The 20059-nt window shown below is 73.0% G+C and carries 22 protein-coding genes, 1 pseudogene and 1 riboswitch; of the genes and pseudogenes, 12 read left to right on the plus strand and 11 right to left on the minus strand.

Going from position 1 to position 20059, the window contains the following annotated elements:
• Positions 1-15: 15 nt before the first annotated feature.
• Positions 16-155, minus strand: a riboswitch (cobalamin riboswitch).
• Positions 156-311: 156 nt separating this feature from the next.
• The 3 genes from ACZ63F_RS12585 to ACZ63F_RS12595 all read right to left on the minus strand — a co-directional run bounded on the left by ACZ63F_RS12585 (position 312) and on the right by ACZ63F_RS12595 (position 2797).
• Complete coding sequence (locus ACZ63F_RS12585) at positions 312-539, minus strand: hypothetical protein (RefSeq protein ID WP_351958489.1); 228 nt, start codon at positions 537-539, stop codon at positions 312-314.
• 18 nt (positions 540-557) lie between these two features.
• Positions 558-1838: an inorganic phosphate transporter gene (locus tag ACZ63F_RS12590; protein WP_469710395.1), complete on the minus strand. Its 1281-nt coding sequence runs from the start codon at positions 1836-1838 to the stop codon at positions 558-560.
• Positions 1839-2002: 164 nt separating this feature from the next.
• A complete protein-coding gene (locus tag ACZ63F_RS12595) occupies positions 2003-2797 on the minus strand; it encodes a lysozyme (RefSeq protein ID WP_469710396.1) in 795 nt (264 codons plus the stop codon).
• 206 nt (positions 2798-3003) lie between these two features.
• Here ACZ63F_RS12595 and ACZ63F_RS12600 point away from each other — a divergent pair, with 206 nt between their 5' ends.
• The 3 genes from ACZ63F_RS12600 (at position 3004) to ACZ63F_RS12610 (ending at position 6735) form a co-directional block, all read left to right on the plus strand.
• Entirely contained in the window at positions 3004-3738 is a 735-nt protein-coding gene (locus tag ACZ63F_RS12600; protein ID WP_469710398.1) for a class II aldolase/adducin family protein, read from the plus strand.
• 92 nt (positions 3739-3830) lie between these two features.
• A complete protein-coding gene (locus tag ACZ63F_RS12605; RefSeq protein WP_469710400.1) occupies positions 3831-4958 on the plus strand; it encodes an alpha/beta hydrolase in 1128 nt (375 codons plus the stop codon).
• A gap of 313 nt (positions 4959-5271) precedes the next feature.
• Entirely contained in the window at positions 5272-6735 is a 1464-nt protein-coding gene (locus tag ACZ63F_RS12610; RefSeq protein ID WP_469710402.1) for a hypothetical protein, read from the plus strand.
• 138 nt (positions 6736-6873) lie between these two features.
• On the opposite strand, the gene ACZ63F_RS12615 is transcribed toward ACZ63F_RS12610, so the two are convergent.
• Positions 6874-7287: a VOC family protein gene (locus ACZ63F_RS12615; protein ID WP_352360447.1), complete on the minus strand. Its 414-nt coding sequence runs from the start codon at positions 7285-7287 to the stop codon at positions 6874-6876.
• Positions 7288-7444: 157 nt separating this feature from the next.
• Positions 7445-7672: pseudogene (locus ACZ63F_RS12620) on the minus strand (neutral zinc metallopeptidase); the annotation flags it as partial.
• Positions 7673-7851: 179 nt separating this feature from the next.
• Between ACZ63F_RS12620 and ACZ63F_RS12625 the strand changes: the two are divergent.
• From ACZ63F_RS12625 to ACZ63F_RS12640, 4 genes are all read left to right on the plus strand, one after another.
• Positions 7852-8661 (plus strand): PQQ-binding-like beta-propeller repeat protein, encoded by an 810-nt coding sequence (locus ACZ63F_RS12625; RefSeq protein WP_469710405.1) that lies wholly within the window; start codon positions 7852-7854, stop codon positions 8659-8661.
• Positions 8662-8753: 92 nt separating this feature from the next.
• Positions 8754-10352 (plus strand): ABC-F family ATP-binding cassette domain-containing protein, encoded by a 1599-nt coding sequence (locus ACZ63F_RS12630; protein WP_469710407.1) that lies wholly within the window; start codon positions 8754-8756, stop codon positions 10350-10352.
• Between the two features lie 361 nt (positions 10353-10713).
• A complete protein-coding gene (locus ACZ63F_RS12635) occupies positions 10714-10932 on the plus strand; it encodes a helix-turn-helix domain-containing protein (protein WP_046727957.1) in 219 nt (72 codons plus the stop codon).
• Between the two features lie 128 nt (positions 10933-11060).
• The gene (locus ACZ63F_RS12640) at positions 11061-11864 is read left to right on the plus strand and encodes an enoyl-CoA hydratase/isomerase family protein (RefSeq protein WP_390639408.1); all 804 of its coding nucleotides are present in this window, start codon (positions 11061-11063) and stop codon (positions 11862-11864) included.
• Positions 11865-12007: 143 nt separating this feature from the next.
• On the opposite strand, the gene ACZ63F_RS12645 is transcribed toward ACZ63F_RS12640, so the two are convergent.
• Positions 12008-12703 carry a nucleopolyhedrovirus P10 family protein gene (locus ACZ63F_RS12645; protein WP_469710410.1) on the minus strand — a complete coding sequence of 232 codons (696 nt, stop codon included), beginning with the start codon at positions 12701-12703 and terminating at the stop codon, positions 12008-12010.
• 87 nt (positions 12704-12790) lie between these two features.
• Here ACZ63F_RS12645 and ACZ63F_RS12650 point away from each other — a divergent pair, with 87 nt between their 5' ends.
• From ACZ63F_RS12650 to amaP, 5 genes are read left to right on the plus strand one after another with little or no spacing between them, the layout of a single operon-like run.
• Positions 12791-13255 carry an Asp23/Gls24 family envelope stress response protein gene (locus ACZ63F_RS12650; RefSeq protein WP_469710412.1) on the plus strand — a complete coding sequence of 155 codons (465 nt, stop codon included), beginning with the start codon at positions 12791-12793 and terminating at the stop codon, positions 13253-13255.
• Positions 13256-13287: 32 nt separating this feature from the next.
• Positions 13288-13482 (plus strand): hypothetical protein, encoded by a 195-nt coding sequence (locus ACZ63F_RS12655; RefSeq protein ID WP_469710414.1) that lies wholly within the window; start codon positions 13288-13290, stop codon positions 13480-13482.
• Positions 13479-13838, plus strand: a complete 360-nt coding sequence (locus ACZ63F_RS12660) for an Asp23/Gls24 family envelope stress response protein (RefSeq protein WP_469710416.1) — start codon at positions 13479-13481, stop codon at positions 13836-13838. The genes ACZ63F_RS12655 and ACZ63F_RS12660 overlap by 4 nt, the downstream gene beginning before the upstream one ends.
• On the plus strand, positions 13838-14446 hold the full coding sequence (locus tag ACZ63F_RS12665; RefSeq protein ID WP_469710418.1) for a DUF6286 domain-containing protein: 609 nt from the start codon (positions 13838-13840) through the stop codon (positions 14444-14446). The genes ACZ63F_RS12660 and ACZ63F_RS12665 overlap by 1 nt, the downstream gene beginning before the upstream one ends.
• A 4-nt stretch (positions 14447-14450) precedes the next feature.
• A complete protein-coding gene (gene amaP / locus ACZ63F_RS12670) occupies positions 14451-15029 on the plus strand; it encodes an alkaline shock response membrane anchor protein AmaP (RefSeq protein ID WP_469710420.1) in 579 nt (192 codons plus the stop codon).
• A gap of 112 nt (positions 15030-15141) precedes the next feature.
• Here the strand turns inward: amaP and ACZ63F_RS12675 are convergent, their stop codons facing one another.
• The 5 genes from ACZ63F_RS12675 to ACZ63F_RS12695 form a co-directional block, all read right to left on the minus strand.
• Positions 15142-15897 (minus strand): SDR family oxidoreductase, encoded by a 756-nt coding sequence (locus ACZ63F_RS12675; protein WP_469710421.1) that lies wholly within the window; start codon positions 15895-15897, stop codon positions 15142-15144.
• 5 nt (positions 15898-15902) lie between these two features.
• Positions 15903-17687: a glycoside hydrolase family 15 protein gene (locus ACZ63F_RS12680; RefSeq protein ID WP_469710423.1), complete on the minus strand. Its 1785-nt coding sequence runs from the start codon at positions 17685-17687 to the stop codon at positions 15903-15905.
• 70 nt (positions 17688-17757) lie between these two features.
• Positions 17758-18552: an SURF1 family cytochrome oxidase biogenesis protein gene (locus ACZ63F_RS12685; RefSeq protein ID WP_457726321.1), complete on the minus strand. Its 795-nt coding sequence runs from the start codon at positions 18550-18552 to the stop codon at positions 17758-17760.
• Between the two features lie 49 nt (positions 18553-18601).
• Entirely contained in the window at positions 18602-18835 is a 234-nt protein-coding gene (locus ACZ63F_RS12690) for a hypothetical protein (RefSeq protein ID WP_089101588.1), read from the minus strand.
• Positions 18836-18948: 113 nt separating this feature from the next.
• Complete coding sequence (locus ACZ63F_RS12695; RefSeq protein WP_469710425.1) at positions 18949-19938, minus strand: DEDDh family exonuclease; 990 nt, start codon at positions 19936-19938, stop codon at positions 18949-18951.
• Between the last annotated feature and the right edge of the window lie 121 nt (positions 19939-20059).

Here is a 20059-nt window from a genome sequence, read left to right on the forward strand (position 1 = left end):
TGTCCGCGCCCTGGTTCGACGAGAACGGCGGTGGGAGTTCCTGGCTTCCGGGGATCGCTACCCCGGTGACAGTGGCGGGACCGCGCCGGATTCACACCGGCTTCCTCCCTTGCCGCCGTACATGGCTCCGGAAGTCCACCACGCCCCCGGAAGACCCGTCAACTTGCCTTTGACCTGCGAGGGGAGTGTGTGGGAAGGCCCACACCGAGTGTCCGGCGGGGCCTGTGGGGTATGCGGAAGGCTCCTCTCCGGGCGGACGGAGAGGAGCCTTCGGATCGCCGACGAGGCTCTTTGCGGCGGGCCTTGCGGTATCAGGCCTTCGCCACGATCAGGTGGATGCCGTACGCCACCGCGGCCGCGCAGGCGGCGAAGCAGAGCCAGGCGGCCGTCACGGCCAGGGCCGCGGAGTCGCCCTGGGCGGTGGCGCGTTCGCGGGCGGAGAGGCCCTTGATGCCGAGGGTGAAGAGGGCCACCAGACCCACGGTGGCCACGAGGCTGACGCCGAAGACGGAGCCGATGGCTGCCCAGTCGATGTTCATGTCGGATCTTCCTCGGGGTCAGACGGTGGCGGCCGGGTCGGTCGCGGGAGCGGCCGGGGCGGTGGCGGGGATGGTGGCGGTGGCGGGGATGGTGGCGGGAGCGGGGATGGTGGCGGTCAGGTCGTCCGTGCCCGCGACCGGACCCGCGGGCGGCGGGGTCACCGCGGCGATCGCCGCGGTCACCACGCCGGCCGGCTCCTCGGTGCTGACGACGTTGCTGCTGTCCACGACCTCACGGCGGGAGAGCTTCCAGATCGCGGCACTGGCGGCCACGAGGAAGACGGCGACGGCGGCCGTGCCCCAGTCGCCGAGGTCCGTCACGGACTCGGCGAGCGCGCCGACCACCGCGGCGGCGGGGAGGGTGAGCACCCAGGCGATCATCATGCGGGTCGCGGTGGACCAGCGGACCGCGCCGCCCTTGCGGCCGAGGCCCGCGCCCATCACGGAACCGGAGACGACGTGCGTGGTGGAGAGCGAGAAGCCGAGGTGGGAGGAGGCCAGGATGGCGGTGGCCGCGCTGGTCTGGGCGGCGAAGCCCTGCTGCGGCTGCAGGTCGGTCAGGCCCGTGCCCATGGTGCGGATGATCCGCCAGCCACCGATGTAGGTGCCGAGCGCGATGGCGAGGCCGGCGGAGAGGATGACCCAGGTGGGAGGGTTCGAGCCGGGGGCGATCGAGCCGCCCGCGATCAGCGCGAGGGTGATGATGCCCATCGTCTTCTGCGCGTCGTTGGTGCCGTGCGCGAGCGAGACCAGGCCGGCGGAGGCGATCTGGCCGGCGCGGTAGCCCTTGCGGGTGGCCTCGTCCTCGGCGTTCTTCGAGAGCGTGTAGGAGAGGCGGGTGGAGAGCGCCGCCGCGAGGCCGGCGACCACGGGGGCGGCGACCGCGGGGAGCAGGACCTTGGTGACGAGCACGTCGCCGTGGACCGCGCCGAAGCCGGCGGAGGCGACGGTGGCGCCGATCAGACCGCCCATGAGGGCGTGCGAGGAACTGGAGGGCAGGCCCACCAGCCAGGTCACCAGATTCCAGAGGATGGCGCCGACGAGGGCGGCGAAGATGACCTCGGGACGAATGCCGTTCTCGTCGACGAGACCCTTGGAGATCGTGTTGGCGACCTCCACCGAGAGGAAGGCGCCCACCAGGTTGAGCGCGGCGGACATGGCCACCGCGATCTTGGGCTTGAGCGCACCGGTCGAGATGGTCGTGGCCATCGCGTTGGCGGTGTCGTGGAAACCGTTCGTGAAATCAAACGCGAGTGCGGTGACTACCACAATCGCGAGGATCAGCGAGAAGTTTTCCATTTACCCAAACAATCTTTCGAGGTCATTGGTTTTTGGACCGTAGGCAACCTGGATGAACGGAAGGTGAACTGGGGCGGTCGTGGTGGTGTATGAGATCGACCTTTCAGGCGACCGGAACCGGGCCGCCGCCCCGGTTCCGGTCCGGCGGCCCGGTCGCCCCTTGGTCAGCGGCCCAGGGCGAACGCCTTCAGGCGGCCCGCCGACCCGTTGAAGAGATTCTGGTCACCCGGCAGGCTGCCGTGGTTGTCGTACTGCCAGAAGGTCCACGACGACCATCCGGCCGGCAGTGTCCCGGCGTCCGCCGAGCCGTGGCGGGCGATCCACAGCGCGTGGTCGGCCGCGAAGGCGCTGCTGCCGCCGGTGCAGAGGTTCCACCAGTTCGTGGTCGTGTAGATCACCGGCCGCCGGCCGGTCTCCCGCTTCAGCTCGTCACTGAAGGACCTGATCCACTCGACCATCCGGGAACTGCTCAGCCCGTAGCACCTGTGCTTCTTGTCGTACGGGTTGTACTCGACGTCGAGCGCGGGCGGCAGCGTCCAGCCGTCCGCCGTCCAGGTGCCGCCGTGGCTCACGAAGTACGCGGCCTGCCGGGCGCCCGACGACTTGTCCGGCAGGGCGAAATGGTACGCGCCCCGCCTGATTCCGGCCTCGCGCGAGCCGTTGTACTGCTGGTCGAAGTACGGGTTGCGGTAGGTGGTGGACTCGGTGGCCTTGATGTAGACGAACCTGGCGCCCTTCGCCCGGGCGCCCGGCCAGTCGACGTTCTTCTGGTGCGAGGAGACGTCGTGCCCCTTCGGCGGGCTCGCCGCGGACGCGGGGGTCCCGGCGAACGCGGACGTGGCGGTCGCGAGGGCGAGCGCCGCCACGGACGCCGCGAGGACGCGGACGCGGATGTGGACGCGGTGGCGGTGGCGGTGGCGGTGGCGGTGGCGCGACGGTGGTATACGGTCACGGGCCATGTTTCCCCCCGGAATGGCGACGTACAGGAAAAATCGTCCAGAGATTATGGGAAGATCGGCGTATTCTCGGCGATCTTCGGCCAAGCCTGGCCGAGCCGGGGAATGGCCCTCTCTGTGGTGGTTTGCGCTCTACTGGATTCGGGACGTCCGGCCTAAAGTGCCCTGCCGTGCGGGCCGGTTGGGGCGTCGCCTGACAGGATCGGGCCATGGCTGAACAGCGGCGGGACCAGCGTGGCGGACGGGATGGACGGGCCGGCGCACAAGGTGTGTCGGAGCCGCGAAGGCGCGATGCGCGCGCGGAGGAGGCGGACGCCTGGCTCGAACTCGTCGCCACCGCCCGCCGCACGGTCTCCGACGGGCTGGTCGTCGGCACCTCCGGCAACGTCTCCGTCCGCGTCGGCGACACCGTGCTGGTCACGCCGTCGGGCGTGCCCTACGACCGGCTCGGTCCGCACGACGTGACGGGCGTCGACCTCGCCGGCCGCCGGGTGCTCGGCACCCGGGTCCCGACCAGCGAGCTGCCGATGCACCTCGCGGTCTACGCCGGCACCGACGCCGGAGCCGTCGTCCACACCCACGCCGTCCACGCGACGGCCGTCTCCACGCTCGTCCCCGAGCTGCCGGCGATCCACTACATGTCCGCCGCCCTCGGCGGCGCGGTCCGGGTGGCCCCCTATGCGACCTACGGCACCGACGAGTTGGCCGAGAACATGCTCCGCGCCCTGGCCGGCCGCTCCGGCTGCCTCCTCCAGAACCACGGCACGATCACCTACGGCGCCACCCTCACCCAGGCCTACGACCGCACCGCCCAGCTGGAGTGGATGTGCCGCCTGTGGCTGACGGCGTCCGCGGTACCGGGCCTGACCCCGAGCCTGCTCTCCCCGGACCAGGTGGCCGAGGCCGGCGAGAAGCTGAGGGGATACGGGCAGACGGAGGGGTGAACCCCGGCCGGGCGGGAAGGCGGACCCAGTGGCTTCGTCGATTTCTCACTCCTCCACTGGCCGCCGCCGATGTCCGCCCCGACACTGGACAGGTGCGCCCAGTCAAAGTCACGGCCGCTGCCGTCGGTGCCGTACTCGCCGCCGGTGCGGCCGGCGTGGCCGCGGGGCGGTTCGCGAGTGACGCCGCGCTGAAGGCACCGCCCGGCCGGCCGCTGCCCACCGAACCCCGGCTCACCGTGCACGGCACCGCGGCCGGCCGCATCACCCTCACCCGCGACCTCGCCTCGCTGCGCCCCGGCACCTACGGGCTGGCCGGTGACGGCTCGCACGCGGTGGTCGGCGCCGTCCTGGAATCCGCCGCGAACACCGCCGACACCGTCGTACGGCGACTGGAGCGGGTGACCCACGGCACCTTCGAGACCGGCGACCGGGCCTGGCTCACCGCCAACGTCCACGTCGGCAACCCGGGCACGGCCCTGGGCCTGGAGTACGCCGACATCGACCTGCCCGGCGAACTCGGTCCGCTGCCCGCCTGGTTCGTGCCCGGCCACCGGGACACCTGGGTGATCGCGGTGCACGGCCTCGGCACCACCCGTGAGCTCGCCATGAACGTCATGGCGTTCCTGCACGCCCGGCGCCTGCCGGTGCTCGCCCTCGCCTACCGCGGCGACCTCGGCGCCCCGCGCCCGCCGGACGGGCTGAACCACCTCGGTGAGAGCGAGTGGCGCGACCTGGACGCGGCGATCCGCTACGCCGTCCGCTACGGCGCCCGCCGCGTCGTCCTGCACGGCTGGTCCACCGGCGCCACCATGGCGCTGCGCGCCGCCGCCCACTCGGCACTGCGTGAGCGGATCTCCGGCCTCGTCCTGGACTCCCCGGTACTCAGCTGGGAGGCCACCCTGCGTGCCCTCGCCCAGGCCCGGCACACCCCCGAGCCCCTGCTGCCGCTCGCGGTGCGCGCCGCCCAGGGCCGCGCCGGCCTGCACGCCGACCAGGTCGCCGACCCCGTCGCCCCGGACCGGCTCACGGTGCCCACCCTGATCGTGCACGGCCCGGACGACGCGGTGGCCCCCTGGGCGTACTCCCGCTGGCTCGCCGAGCGGCGCCCCGACCTGGTGGCCCTGCACACCGTCCCGGACGCCCCGCACGGCGCCATGTGGAACGCCGACCCGGAGGAGTACGAGGAACGGCTGCGTCGGTTCCTCACGCCCCTGATGTGATGCGCCCCGGCGCGTCCCCTCGGGGGCGCGCCGGGGGAACGCGCGCCGGTGCGAGCGTCCCCTGGCGTCCTGTCGGCGCCCCCGATGTGATTCTTCCCGCACCCGCCGGTCCTTCCCCTCCGCGTCCCGGGCCGCCTCCCGCCCCGAGCCGGTCACCCCGGTTCCAGCCGGTTCCGGAGGTTCCGTTTAACGCCGTACCACTGGCCTGAACGTGCCTCCTCGCCTCCCCTCGCACCCCGTGCGTTGGCCAGCCCCGTCGCCCGCCGTGACATTCCGTTTGGGTTTTCGGACCGTCAACCGGAAGACTGCACCCGTGACGTCCCGTATCCCGCGCGACTCAAGGCTTCGACTCGTCCGAACGCGACCCCTGGCCGCCGCCCCCCGAGCGATGAACCAGCGGCCCGCGCGCCGCCCCGCACCACGCCCGCCGGAGGGCACCCCGGCCCCCGCCGAGCTGGCCAGAATGGCACGCTCCGGCCTGGCCGGCGCGGCCCGCGTCGCCCACTGGGCCGACGCGGCCCTCGGACCGGGCAGCGACGGCGCGACCGCCGACGGCAAGGCCACGCTCTCCGACGCGTCCGCCGAACGCGCGTCCGAGGACCTGGGCCTGACCACCGCTCAGGTCCGCGCCGACTGGGACACCGCCCGCCTCGCAGGACTGGTCGAGGTGCACGGGGACAGCGCCCGCCCCGGCTGGCGCCTGCGCGCCTGGGACCGCGACGACAGCGCCGTGCTGCGCGGCTGGGTCGCCCTCTTCGACGCCTGGTCGCTCGCGCACCCGGAGCCCCCCGAGTTCGAGCCCGCGGCCGTCGCCGAGGTCGTCTCGGCCATGCCCCAGGTGCTCTCCTTCCTCCAGCTGTCCGCCGGTCCCGTCCCGGTCGAGCAGCTCCTGGACCTGCTGGGACAGCGGGTCACCGAACTGCGCACCGAGCGCTGCGAGGTCCCCTACGACACGGAGCACGGCACCGGGACCGCCCGCCCCCTCGCCGCCGTGCGCTCCGCCGACGCCGACCCGGCGGAGCACACCCCGGCCGAGGACCCGGCCCCCGCCGACGAGGCCGAGCTCGCCCCCCTCCTCGACTGGGCCCTGCACGCCCTCGCCTCCGTCGGCGCGCTGACCTACGGCGACGGCCAGGCCACCCTCACCCCGCTGGGCAGCTGGGCGGTCTGGGTCAAGCTGGAGCAGATCTGCGTCGCCGCGCAGAGCCCCGCGGGCAACATCGAGGTCGCCGCCGAGGAGATGCTGCGCGGCTGCGCCCAGCTGCGCCCCAACGCGGCCCGCGCCGAGTACCGCGCCTGGCTCGCCGCCCGCCCCGTCGGCAGCGCCGTCACCGAGCTCGTGGACGCCGCCCGCGGCGAGGACGCCCTGCTGCGCGGCCTCGCCTTCGAGGCGCTGCGCGTCGTCGGCGCCCCCGCCGAACCCGACGTCCGCGCGGTCGTCGACGAGCCGACCCTGCGGCCGTACGCCCTGCTGTGGCTGGCCGAGCACGACGGGGTCGACCCCGAGGACGCCCATGAGGTGCTCACCCGGGAGGAGGCCACCTGGCTCTGGGTGGACACGGCCGCCGCGGTCGCCGACCACGGCGAGGCACCGCTGCTCGTCCGCCACCTGGAGGCGGCGCTGCAGCCCACCGTCCCCGCGCTGCTCGACGAGGTCCGCGCCGTCGGCCATCCGCGCACCGTGCAGGTCCTGGTCGCGCTCGCCGCCGCCCACCCCGACCCGGCGCTGGCCAAGGCCGTCCGCCGGGCCGCCTTCCAGGTGCACACCGGAGGCTGAGCGCGGCCCTGGAAGCGCCGCGAGCTGCCGCGTGCCGCCGGTCAGCCGCGGTGCCGTCGTGGCTGGTCGCGCAGTTCCTACCGCCGGTCTTCGGCCGGGGGTGACTCAGCGCCCCTTGCGGGGCGCTGCCCGAACCGCTCAGGCGGCTATCTCCGGGGCGTACGTGCCGAAGCTCCAGATGTTGCCCTCGACGTCCCGTGCCATGTAGTCGCGCGAACCGTAGTCCTGGTCGGTCGGGGGCATCAGGATCTCGGCGCCGTGGTCGACGGCGCGCTGGTGGTGTGCGTCGACGTCGTCCACGACGATGTACACGCCGGTCGGACCGCCGCCCTCCATCGCCGCGTCGAACCGGCCGCCGCGGCCCCTGGAGCCGAGCATGACCGCGCCGTTGCCCTGCACCAGCTCGGCGTGGAGCACCATCCCGTCCTCGCCCTCGTACACCGACAGTTCGGTGAAGCCGAAAGCCTCCGTCAGCTGCTTGATCGCCGCCTTCGCGTCCGTGTAAAGCAACGACGGATAGATGCTCGGTCGCCCGCCACTCGTGCCCGCCATCCCGATCACTCCCTCGTGCGTCGGTCCCCCGAAAGCCGTCGTTCCGGCCTGGTCCCCAGTCTTGCACCCGGCACTGACAACGCCCCCGGCTCGTGCCGTCGTTGCAGGTCAGCCGCTCACCCGAAGGTGTCGCAGCGCGCCATGCCGCCGCCCCGGCCTTCGTGGTCGTGGCGTGGTGCGCCCACACCCGGCGCAGCAGTCGGACTGCAGTTCCAGCTGCACCGAATTGCTGTGCGCACCCGCCAGGTTGGACCGCGACCCGCGCAACGTGCCCATCAGGTCCTGCACATGCTGCCCGTACCCGTGCGCCACGACGTACGCCTGTCGTGAACGGTCCGCTGCTCGCGCCGAACCCGGACCGCAGCCCGTCGAAGAACCCGAGGTCCGGACAGACACCGTGCGGCACCCGCGCCGCCACGTCGCGCCGATGGCCGGACCGACGCCCGAACGGGCGACCTCCGGCCCCGCCCCCGCGTCACGCCCGTCCGCCCGCCGCGGGCGTGGCTACGCTCTGCGCCTGACCCGTGGCACAGGGGGCCCGGCCGGGCACCGAGGTGGGAAGGAGTGGCCGTTCTGCGGCACAGGAGAACCGCGCCACCCCGCACCGGAGCCCTCCTGGAGCAGTCCGCCACGGCCCGCCGGGAGCGGCCCCCGGCCACCTTCCCGCACCGGCCTGCGAGCGCCCTCCCGAGGACGCCCCCCGCCCGCCGGCCCGTCAAGCGCCTCCTCGCCCTCGCCCTGTTCCTGGCCGCCGGGGTGCTCGCCGTCGCCCACCAGATCCGCCCCGCCCCCTACGGCGACCACCTCACCTCCGGCCCGCCCGCGGACACCGCACGCGCGCGTGGCGGCGTCGTCGAGGCGTACGACGGGCGGACCCTGCGCTGGCGGTACGCGCGCCCGGGCCGGCGCCCGCTCAGCGTGCTGCCCACGCGCGGGCAGACGATCACCGTCTGGGACGACGGACTCGTCACGGACACCGACGGCCGCTCCGTGCGCTGGCACCGCGCCCTGCCCGCGGCGACCGACTGGCTGCGCGCCCGGGGCGGCACCGGCGTCCTGCGCCCCCTGGGCCGCGGCATCCTCGCGGTCGTCACCCCGTCCCGGATCGCCGCGTACCGCACCGCCGACGGCGACCTGCGCTGGGTGCTGCCCGCCCGCACGGGCTGCGCCTTCCGCCCCGAACGTGCCGTACGTCACGGCCACGCCCTGCTCGTCGCCCAGCCGTGCGCGCGGGGCGCCTGGACCGCGCAGCTCGTCGCCGTGGACGACCTGGGCGGAATCGCCCCGCACCGCACTCCGCTAGGCAACGAGCCGCCCCGCGCGGGGCGCACCGAACACCCGCGCACCGAAAAAGCGCTTGCGCCGCCCCGTTAGACTTGGCCCATGGCCATTCTCCTCGCGCATTAGACGGCGGGAACGTCCTCAGCCGCCCACCCGTCACTATCCGTACGCTCTGGAGTCTGTCCGTGATCTCCGCCTCCGGTATCGAGCTGCGCGCCGGTGCGCGCATCCTCATCGAGAACGCCACGTTCCGTGTCGCCAAGGGCGACCGCATCGGTCTGGTCGGCCGCAACGGCGCCGGCAAGACGACCCTCACCAAGGTGCTGGCCGGTGACGGCATCCCCGCCGCGGGTACCGTCACCCGCTCCGGCGAGGTCGGCTACCTCCCGCAGGACCCCCGCACCGGCGACCTCGACGTCCTCGCCCGCGACCGCATCCTCTCCGCGCGTGGTCTGGACGTCCTGATCCGCAAGATGCGCGAGAACGAGCAGCGCATCGCCAACGGCCAGGGCGCCACCCGGGAGAAGGCGCTCAGGCAGTACGAGCGCCAGGAGACCGAGTTCCTCACCAAGGGCGGGTACGCCGCCGAGGCCGAGGCCGCCACCATCGCCGCCGCGCTCAACCTGCCCGACCGGGTGCTCGGCCAGCCCCTGCACACGCTCTCCGGCGGTCAGCGCCGCCGTATCGAGCTGGCCCGCATCCTCTTCTCCGACGCGGACACGCTCCTGCTCGACGAGCCGACCAACCACCTCGACGCGGACTCGATCGTCTGGCTGCGCGACTACCTGAAGACCTACCGCGGCGGCTTCATCGTGATCTCCCACGACGTCGACCTGGTCGAGACGGTCGTCAACAAGGTCTTCTACCTGGACGCCAACCGCTCCCAGATCGACGTCTACAACATGGGCTGGAAGCTCTACCAGCAGCAGCGCGAGGCCGACGAGAAGCGCCGCAAGCGCGAGCGCGCCAACGCCGAGAAGAAGGCCGCCGCGCTGCACTCCCAGGCCGACAAGATGCGCGCCAAGGCCACCAAGACGGTCGCCGCGCAGAACATGGCCCGCCGCGCCGACAAGCTGCTGGCGGGCCTGGACGCCGTCCGCGTCTCCGACAAGGTCGCCAAGCTGCGCTTCCCGGAGCCCGCGCCCTGCGGCAGGACCCCGCTGACCGCCGAGGGCCTGTCGAAGTCGTACGGCTCGCTGGAGATCTTCACCGACGTCGACCTGGCCATCGACAAGGGGTCGAGGGTCGTCATCCTCGGGCTCAACGGCGCCGGCAAGACCACCCTGCTGCGCCTCCTCGGGGGCGTCGAGAAGCCCGACACCGGCGAGGTCATCGAGGGCCACGGCCTCAAGCTCGGCTACTACGCGCAGGAGCACGAGACCCTGGACCCGGACCGCACGGTCCTGGAGAACATGCGCTCCGCGGCCCCCGACATGGACCTCGTCGAGGTCCGCAAGGTGCTGGGCTCGTTCCTGTTCTCCGGCGACGACGTCGACAAGCCGGCCGGTGTCCTCTCCGGTGGCGAGAAGACCCGCCTCGCCCTCGCCACGCTGGTCGTCTCCGCCGCGAACGTCCTGCTCCTGGACGAGCCGACCAACAACCTCGACCCCGCCAGCCGCGAGGAGATCCTCGGCGCCCTGCGCACCTACAAGGGCGCCGTCGTCCTCGTCACCCACGACGAGGGTGCCGTGGAGGCGCTGCAGCCCGAACGGATCATCCTGCTGCCCGACGGCGTCGAGGACCTGTGGGGCGCCGACTACGCGGATCTGGTCGCCCTCGCCTGAGAATCGAGCCCGTCGCCGTGCTGTGATCGAATGCCTGATCCACTGGCTATGGATCATTCGGCCTATCGGTGATCCATCATCTGTGTGAGATCTCCTCGTATCGAGGTGTGTCCTACACCGATTTCGCGGCCGATCCCTTTGTCGACAAGGGATCGGCCCTTCTGCGCGCCTGACCTGGCACTTCACTGAAGAACCCGTTCGGGCTCACGGACGGCCCGTGGCGGAATCACATATTCCGCATGTGGGGATGCGCTCCTGTCGTCACAACGATGTCTCACGGACCTTGCCGAATGGGTGGCCATCACGCCCCGGAGGGGTGATCATGAGGGGACCAGAGCGCACTTCCCATGAGGAGGCACGGGTGGCCGAGACTCTGAAGAAGGGCAGCCGGGTGACCGGCGCCGCGCGCGACAAGCTCGCGGCAGACCTGAAGAAGAAGTACGACTCCGGTGCGAGCATTCGGGCACTGGCCGAGGAAACCGGCCGCTCGTATGGCTTCGTCCACCGGATGCTCAGCGAGTCGGGTGTCACGCTGCGTGGGCGTGGCGGGGCGACGCGGGGCAAGAAAGCCGCGTCCTGACCCCGGGCGGCCCATCGGCTTCGATGGTGGCCACCCGGTCGGTCGAGTGATCGGCCGGGTGGTTACTGTGCAGTCACTTAGCATGCCGTACGGCAATGCGTGATGACCGCACACATCGGAGGCGCCCCATGGCTTCGCCCGACCAGGACCTCGCTCCTGTTCTCGACAAGGACGGCGTACGGCTCACCGTCGACGACGCACTCGCCACGGTGACGCTGACCAACCCGGCCAAGCGCAACGCCCAGAGCCCCGCACTGTGGCGGGCGTTGGCCGAGGCCGGGCGGTCGCTGCCGGGGTCGGTCCGGGTGGTCGTGCTGCGCGGTGAGGGACAGTCCTTCTCCGCGGGCCTCGACCGGCAGATGTTCACGCCGGAGGGGATCCCGGGCGAGCCGACCTTCATCGAGCTCGCGCGCCGTGACGACGCCGAACTCGACGCGTCCATCGCCGAGTTCCAGGAGGCGTTCACCTGGTGGCGGCAGAGCGACATCGTGTCGGTCGCCGCCGTGCAGGGGCACGCCATCGGGGCCGGCTTCCAGCTGGCCCTCGCCTGTGACCTGCGCGTCGTCGCGGACGACGTGCAGTTCGCCATGCGCGAGACGAGCCTCGGGCTGGTGCCCGACCTGACCGGCACGCACCCGCTCGTCTCCCTGGTGGGCTACGCCCGCGCGCTGGAGATCTGCGCGACCGGACGTTACGTCCAGGCCGAGGAGGCGGTGGCCTCCGGGCTGGCGAACGTCGCGGTACCGGTCGGCGAACTCGACGCGGCGGTACGGGACCTGGCCGGGGCGCTGCTGGCCGCGCCGCGGGACGCCGTCGTGGAGACCAAGGCGTTGCTGCGGGGGGCGAGTGGCCGCACGTACGACGAGCAGCGGGCCGCGGAGCGGCAGGCGCAGGCCCGGCGGCTGCGGGACCTCGCGGGTGTGGGCGAGTAGTTCCCCGCGCGCGGGTGGTGGGCTGGTCGTGCGGTTCCCCGCGGGCCGGTGGGGGGTGGTCGCGCGGTTCCCGCGCCCCTGACGGGGCGCTTCAGCTGACGTGCGGCACCAGCACAGCCTCCCCGCGCCCCTGACGGGGCGCTTCAGTCCACGTGCGTCACCAGTACCGACACCGTGGGCCGGTCCTCCAGCGCCTCGCCGACCGCCGTACGTACCCCTCGGGCCACCTCCACGGCCCGCGGGCCGGCGGACAACGCCACCTCCACCCGCACGTGCCGGCGCGGCAGCGCGGCGTCGAAGTGGACCTCCCGGCTCAGTGCCCCCGTCACCCGGGCCACGCCCGGCACCGCCAGCGCCGCCGCCGTCACCCGGGCTCCCTCGGGATCCGATCCCTCCCGGACCGACGGTGGTCGAGGGGTCTGGACGGCCTCCGTCACCGCCGGCTCCTCCTCCAGCAGGTCGGTCACCCGCAGATCCACCTCGGTCACCGCCAACCCCAGCCGTTCCGCGGCCGCCGCCAGTGCCCGGCGCAGCCGGGACGCCGTCGCCGGCAGCGGCTCGGCGGCCGTCGCCGCGAACTCCGCCGACAGCCGTAGCGGCCCCGGCGGCACCGCTCCGGGCGGCGCCGGTACGACGGCCTCCGCCACCTCCGCCGGATCCGCCAGAGCGATCCGCACCGCACCGAGCCGCACCCCCGCCACCCCGGCCGCGGCCCGCCGCAGGACCGCGTCCGCCGCCGACTCCGTGAGCCACGCCCCGTCCTGCGGCCCGCCCAACGGGAGAAGCCTGCCCGGGTCCAGCAGGTGCCGCAGCGTCTCTGTCCGTCGCTCCGCCGTCATTGCTTCAGCCTGCCGCATCTCCGGGGCAGGACAGGACGTCCGCACGTACCGTGGTCGCAGGACGACGACGGGAAGGGACGCACGGCGATGACCGAGATGGCGGCGGAGCCCGAGAAGGACCCGACGGTGGCGACCCGGAGGACGGTCAGGCGCGGCGGCGGCGACCCGGCGGCCCGGGGGCGGACGACGATCGCCGACGGAGTCGTGGAGAAGATCGCCGGACTGGCGGCCAGGGACGTGGTCGGCGTGCACGCGATGGGCAGCGGTCTCGCCCGCACCTTCGGCGTGGTGCGCGACCGGGTGCCCGGCGGCTCCAAGTCCGTGAGCCGGGGCGTGAAGGCGGAGGTCGGCGAGGTGCAGACCGCGCTGGACCTGGAGATCGTCGTGGACTACGGCGTATCGATCGCCGACGTGGCCCGCGCGGTCCGGGAGAACGTGATCGCCGCCGTGGAGCGTATGACCGGTCTCGAAGTGGTGGAGGTCAACATCGCGGTGAGTGACGTGAAGCTTCCGGAGGAAGAGGAAGAAGAGCCGGAGTCCCGGCTCCAGTGACCGCCGACCGGGACCGCTGAGGGGAGCGCACCATGAGTTTGGCCGTCGTCGGCATGATCGCCGGCATGGCGCTGGGCTTCGCCGGGTACTTCGGTGGGTTCGGCGCCTTTCTGCTGGTGGCGGCTCTCGGGGCCATCGGGTTCGTCGTCGGGCGGTTCGCGGAGGGGGACCTGGAACTCGGCGACTTCTTCCGCACCCGTGACGACCGGCGCGACCGCCGGCGATGACCCCCGCGAACGGTGGGACGCGTGGCGGCCCGACGGCCGTGGCGCCCGGCGAGCGGGGCGCCGTCCGGATCGCCGACCGGGTGGTGGCGAAGATCGCCGCGCAGGCGGCCCGCGAGGCGCTCGGCCCCCTCCCGAAGGACGCCGTGCCTCCGCACGCCACCGTGGTCACGCACCACGACACGGCCCGCGTCCGCATCCACCTCGAACTGGACTACCCGTCCGACATCGGTGCCCGGTGCGCGGCCGTGCGTCGACATGTGGTCGAGCGGGTACGCGCGTTGGTGGACATGGACGTCCGGGAGGTCGCCGTCCAGGTCGAACGGCTGCACCCGGACCGGACGCAGGGGAGGGCGTGATGAGCACGGAGCAGACACCGGTCATCGAGAAGCCACCGGCACCGGCCGCCGCACCGCCGGCCGGCCGCGAGCCCCGCTTCTGGTCCCCGCGCCGCGCCCCCGCCATCCTGGTCGCGGTGGTCGTCCTGGTGACCTCGGGCGCCTTCCTGTACGACATCGGCGCCGTACGGGCCCGCCACCCCGCCATGCACTGGCGTCGCCAACTGGCCCGTCAGCTCGCGACGCAGCCGCTCGACGCCACCTGGGTCCTGGTGGGCGCGGGCATCGCCGCGGCCCTCGGCCTGTGGCTGCTCGCCCTGGCCGTCACGCCCGGCCTGCGGGACCTGCTGCCCATGCGCCGCACCCACCCCGACGTCCGCGCCGGGCTGCGCCGTGACGCGGCCGAGCTGCTGCTGCGCGACCGGGCCATGGAGATCTCCGGCGTGCGCCGGGTGCGGGTACGGCTGCACCGGTCCCGCGCCCATGTCCTCGCCGTCTCCCACTTCCGCGAACTCGACGAGGTGCGGGACGACCTGGAGGCGGCCCTGACCGATGCGATCCGCGCCATGGGGCTGGCCCACGCACCCGCCCTGAACCTGCAGGTCATCCGACCCGGCCGGAAGGGGTGACGTCGTGCTCGGCACCGTCAACCGCGTCCTGCTCGCCCTCGCGGGCCTCCTGCTCCTCGCCCTCGGCGGCTCCGTCCTGGCCGTCGGCCTCGGCGCCCCCTCCCCGTCCTGGTGGATCCACCACGGCCGCCACGACGTCCTGCTCACCACGGCCGAGCGCACCCACTGGCGCGCCGAGGGCTGGTGGTGGCCGACGGTCCTGGCCGCACTGGCCGTGCTGTTCCTGCTCTCGCTCTGGTGGCTGACCGCCCAACTGCGCCGGCGCCGCCTGACCGAGGTCCTGGTGGACACCGGAGACGGTGAGGACGCGCTGCTGCGAGGCCGGGCCCTGGAGACCGTCCTGGCGACGGACGCAGCCCACCAGGAGGGCGTCTCCCACGCCCAGGCGGTCCTGAGGGGCACGCGCACGGCCCCGGAGGTACGGGTGTGGCTCCAGCTGGAGCCGGACACGGCCCCGGAGCAGGCCCTGGACGCCCTGACGGCTCAGGCCCTCACCCACGCCCGGGACTCGGCGGCCCTGCCGAAGCTTCCCGCGGAGGTCCGGCTGACCTCGGTGAAGCACCGCGCGGAACGGGTGACCTGACAGGCCGTCCGGGGACGCGCGCACACGGCGGGCGGCTTGCCGTCCGTTCCGCGGGTTTGCGCGGCCTGCTCGTGAACAGGCCGCGGCCCGCGTCGGTCGACCCGCGGCAGGGTCAGAACCCGTGCCGCATCCCCCCGTCCACGGGCACCATGATCCCCGTCAGGTAGGACGCGGCCGGAGACAACAGGAACGCCGCCACCCGCCCGAACTCCTCCGGAGTCCCGTACCGCCGCAACGGAATCCGCGACTCGTGCTCGGCCCGCGTCGCCTCCGGGTCGGCGGACATCGTGTCCAGCTCCCGCACCCGGTCCGTGTCGATCCGGGACGGCAGCAACCCCACCACCCGGATCCCGCGCGGCCCCAGTTCGTCCGCCAGCGACTTGGCGAACCCGGCGAGACCCGGCCGCAGCGCGTTGGAGATCGTCAGCCCGGGAATCGGCTCGTACACCGACGCGGACAGCACGAACCCGATGACGCCGCCGTCCCCCAGCTCGGCCGCGGCCGCGCGGGCGAGCCGTACGGCCCCCAGGAACACCGACTCGAACGCGGCCTGCCACTGCTCGTCCGTGGTGTCGGCGACGAACCCGGCCGGCGGGCCGCCCACGCTCACGAGGATCCCGTCGAACCCTCCGAAACGCTCACGCGCGGCCGCGATCAGCCGCTCCGGCGCCGCCGGGTCCGCGTTGTCGACGCCCACGCCCACCGCGTTCGGCCCCAGTTCGGCCGCCACGTCGGCGGCCCGCTTCTCGTCGCGGCCGGTCACCACGACCTTCGCCCCGTCCGCGACCAGCTCGCGCGCGGCCGCGTGCCCCAGCCCGCGGGTCGCTCCGGTGACGACGTACACCCGGTCCTTCAGTCCAAGATCCATGGCCCCTATCCTGCCTGCTCGCCGCCGAAGAGCGTGACGGCGGTGTTCACCAGTCCGATGTGACTGAACGCCTGAGGGAAGTTGCCCAGCTGACGCCCGGTCTCCGGGTCGTACTCCTCGGACAGCAGCCCCACGTCGTTGACGAGCCCCACCAGCCGTTCGAACAGTTCCTTCGCGTCGTCGGTGCGGCCCGTCATGTGCAGCGCGTCGGCGAGCCAGAACGAGCAGGCGAGGAAGGCGCCCTCGCCGCCGGGCATCCCGTCGACGCCGATCGCGTCGGTGTCGTAGCGGCGCAGGAACCCGCTCTGGCCCAGGTCGTCGCGGATGGCGTCCACCGTGCCGACCACCCGGGGGTCGTCCGGAGGCAGGAAGCCGACGCGCGGGATCAGCAGCAGGGCGGCGTCGAGTTCGCGCGAGCCGTAGTACTGCGTGAAGGTGTTGCGCTTCGGGTCGTAGCCCTTCTCGCACACCTCCCGGTGCACCTCGTCGCGCAGCGCGCGCCATCTCGTCAACTCGCCCTTGAGCTCCGCGTGGTCCTCCAGGGTCCGTACCGCCCGGTCCGCGGCCACCCACACCAGCACCTTGGAGTGCACGAAGTGGCGGCGGCCGCCGCGCACCTCCCACAGCCCCTCGTCCGGCTGCCGCCAGGCCTTCTCCAGGAACTTCATCAGCGCGCACTGGATGGCCCACATGTGCGGCTTGGTGGGCAGACCGGCGGTGCGGGCAAGCGACAGCGAGTCCATCACCTCGCCGTACACGTCCAGCTGGAGCTGGTCGACGGCGCCGTTGCCGACGCGCACCGGTCTGGAGCCGGCGAAGCCGGGCAGCCAGTCCAGTTCGAACTCGGGCAGCCGGCGCTCGCCCGCGAGGCCGTACATGATCTGCAGGTCCGCCGGGTCGCCGGCGACCGCTCGCACCAGCCAGTCGCGCCAGCGCTCGGCCTCCTTGTGGTAGCCGGCCGCGAGCAGGGCGCCGAGGGTGAGGGTGGAGTCGCGCAGCCAGCAGAACCGGTAGTCCCAGTTGCGCACCCCGCCCAGCTCCTCGGGCAGTGAGCTGGTCGCCGCGGCGACGATGCCGCCGGTCGGCTCGTAGCTGAGCGCCTTGAGGGTGATCAGGGAGCGCACGACCGTGTCCCGGTGCGGGCCACGGTAGGTGCAGCGGGCGGTCCAGCGCCGCCAGCCGGTGACGCTGGACCGCAGCGCCTCGTAGGGGTCGACGAGCGGTGGCCGCTGCTGGTGCGAGGGGTGCCAGGTGAGCACGAACGCGACCCGCTCGCCCGCCGCGACGGTGAACTCCGAGTGCGTGCCGAAGTCCTCGCCCCAGGTCCGTACGGACGGTTCGCTGCGCAGCCACACCGAGTCGGGACCGGCGACCGCGACCCGGTGAGCGCCGGAGCGGCGCATCCACGGGATGACCGAGCCGTAGTCGAAGCGGAGCCGGAGCGTGCTGTGCACGGTGACGCGGCCGCTGACGCCCTCGACAATGCGTACGACGTCGGGCGCGTGCTCGCGCTGGGGCATCAGGTCGGTGACGCGGACCGTGCCCTCGGCGGTCTCCCACTCGGTGTCCAGGACCAGGGTGTCGGGCCGGTAGCCGCGCCGGGTGCAGGTCGTGGCGCCGCTGGGGGCGATCCGCCAGTGGCCGTGGTCCTCGTCGCCCAGGAGTCTGGCGAAGCAGGCGGCCGAGTCGAAGCGGGGCAGGCACAGCCAGTCGATGGAGCCGTCCCGGCCGACCAGGGCAGCGGTCTGCTCGTCGCCGATGAGCGCGTAGTCCTCGATGCGTCGGTCCACGGGTGGCGGTTTCCCTGCCGACCGGGGGGCCAATCAGGGGGTGGGCCGGGGGAGTGACGCGGTACGGAGCTCAGACGGCGGCCGGTTCGGCCGCCTCGGCCGTCTCCTGCTCCGCCGCCTCCGCACGCGTGCGTGCCTCCCGGCGGGCCAGCACGAAGAAGCCGTAGGGGACGCCCGCCGCGAACAGCCACCACTGGATCATGTACGCATAGTTCAGCGGCGCGTCTTCCTTGCCCGGGTCGGAAATCTGTTCCGGGGTGTCGCCCTTGGGCTCGGGCGCCGTCTGCTGGATGTAGCCGCCGAGCACCTGCTTGCCGAGCCGGCGCGCCTGCTCCTCGCTGTTGATCAGCATGATCTGCCGGTCGGGCAGGCCCTTGAGGTCCTTGATGCCGCTCGCCGCGGTGGTCTCGTCGGGCATCAGCCGGCCCTGGACGGTGACCTTGCCGGCCGGCGGCGCCGGGACCTTCGGGAAGGTGGTCTGGCTCGGGGCGTCGGACGGGATCCAGCCCCGGTTGACCAGCAGCACCTTGCCGTCGGTCAGCACGAAGGGGGTGAGAACGTGATAGCCGACCTCGTCGTCCGAGTTGGTACGGCGGCGCACGACGACCTCGTCGGCGGTGTCGAAGGTGCCGGTCGCGGTGACGGTGTGGTACCGCTCCTTGCGGGTCACGGCGTGCCCCGGCTCGGTCACCTGTTCCACCGGTACCGGCTTGGCGCCGAGGGCGTCGGCGACCAGCTGGTTGCGGGCGCTGCGCTCCTCGTACCGGTGCTTCTGCCAGATCCCGAGCCGGATCATCGTCGGGATCAGAAGCAGCGAGATGAGGGTGAGGATCACCCACTGCCGAGTCAACAGGAAGCGGTACACCCCACGACCGTACAACTCGGTCGTGGGGCGCGTTCGGGCGGGTACCGGGTCAGACGCGGTCGACGATGCCCGCCTTCCCGGCCTCCCGGGCGCAGTGGGCGCCGCAGAACCACTGGTTGTCCGCCTCCACGCCCTGGCCGATGATCGAGACCTTGCAGTGCTCGCAGAGCGGTGCCATGCGGTGGATCGCACAGGAGAAGCAGTCGAAGACATGGACCGCGCCCTGCGCGTGCACCTCGAAGGTCATTCCGTAGTCATTTCCGCAAACTTCACATTTCGCCATGCGCCACAGGGTGGGCGGTCGGCCGCGCGCGGGCGAGCGGGCGCCGGGCGAGTCGTGCGGCAATCACCCGTCCGTACGGCCCCCGCGGACTGATGTACGGACCGCGCGGGCGGTCACTGCTCCGTGGCCGGCGCCACGTCCCGCAGCAGCTGCCCGAAGGCCGCCTCGTCGACCACGGGCGTCCCGAACCGGCGGGCGTTGAGGACCTTCGAGGTGCCCGAGTCCGGGTCGTTGGTGACGAGCAGGCTGGTGAGCCGGGAGATGCTCGTCGAGACGTGCAGACCGGCCTCGACGGCCCGGTCCTCGAGGAGCTCCCGCTCGATCGAGGTGTCCCCGGAGAACGCCACCCGCATACCCTGCTTGAGCGGCCCGCCGTCCTCGTACCGGCCCGGGTTCGGGTAGGGGCACGCCGGGCGCCTGCGGGACGGCCGCCAGCCGCCGGGCCGGTAGCCGGCGTACCCGCCGCTCGCCTGGGGCCCGATCCGGGGGGTGTCGGACCACTCGGTCAGGGGGCGGCACTCCAGGAGCGGCAGCCGTACGTTGCCCGCCGCCGCGGCCCGCAGACTGGGCCGGAACGCCTCCGCGAGCACGCGCGCGTCGTCCAGCGCGTGGTGCGCCCGCCGCTGCACGACACCGAAGTGCGCCGCCAGGGTCTCCAGTTTGTGGTTGGGCAGCGGCAGGTCCAGCTCCTTGGCGAGCGCGATCGTGCACAGCCGCTGCCGCACCGGGGCCTCGGCCTTCGCGCGCGCGTACTCCCGTGCGATCATCTGCCAGTCGAAGACCGCGTTGTGCGCGACCAGCACCCGGCCGTCCAGCTGGGCCGAGAACTCCTCCGCGATGTCGGTGAAGAGCGGCGCGCCTTCGAGCACCTCGCTCGTCAGGCCGTGGATCCACACGGGACCCGGGTCGCGCTCGGGGTTGACCAGCGTGTACCAGTGGTCCTCGACCTCGCCGCGCTCGTCCAGCCGGTAGACGGCCGCGCTGATTATCCGGTCGTCCCGGGCCAGTCCGGTGGTCTCCACGTCGACGACGGCGTACCCCTCGGGGTACGCGGCCGGCCACGGGGTGCCGGGGGACACTGCGGTCGTACGGTCTTCGAGCATGGTCATTGAGGATACGGGCCCGCACCGACAGCCCGGACCGTCAGGCCGCCCGTCGTGGCCGCCCGTTCGCACGTCCTGATGCCTCGTCCGTCCTGACGGCCCGTCGCACGGCTGCGGATTT

Source organism: Streptomyces sp. NPDC104761, from assembly GCF_055583445.1.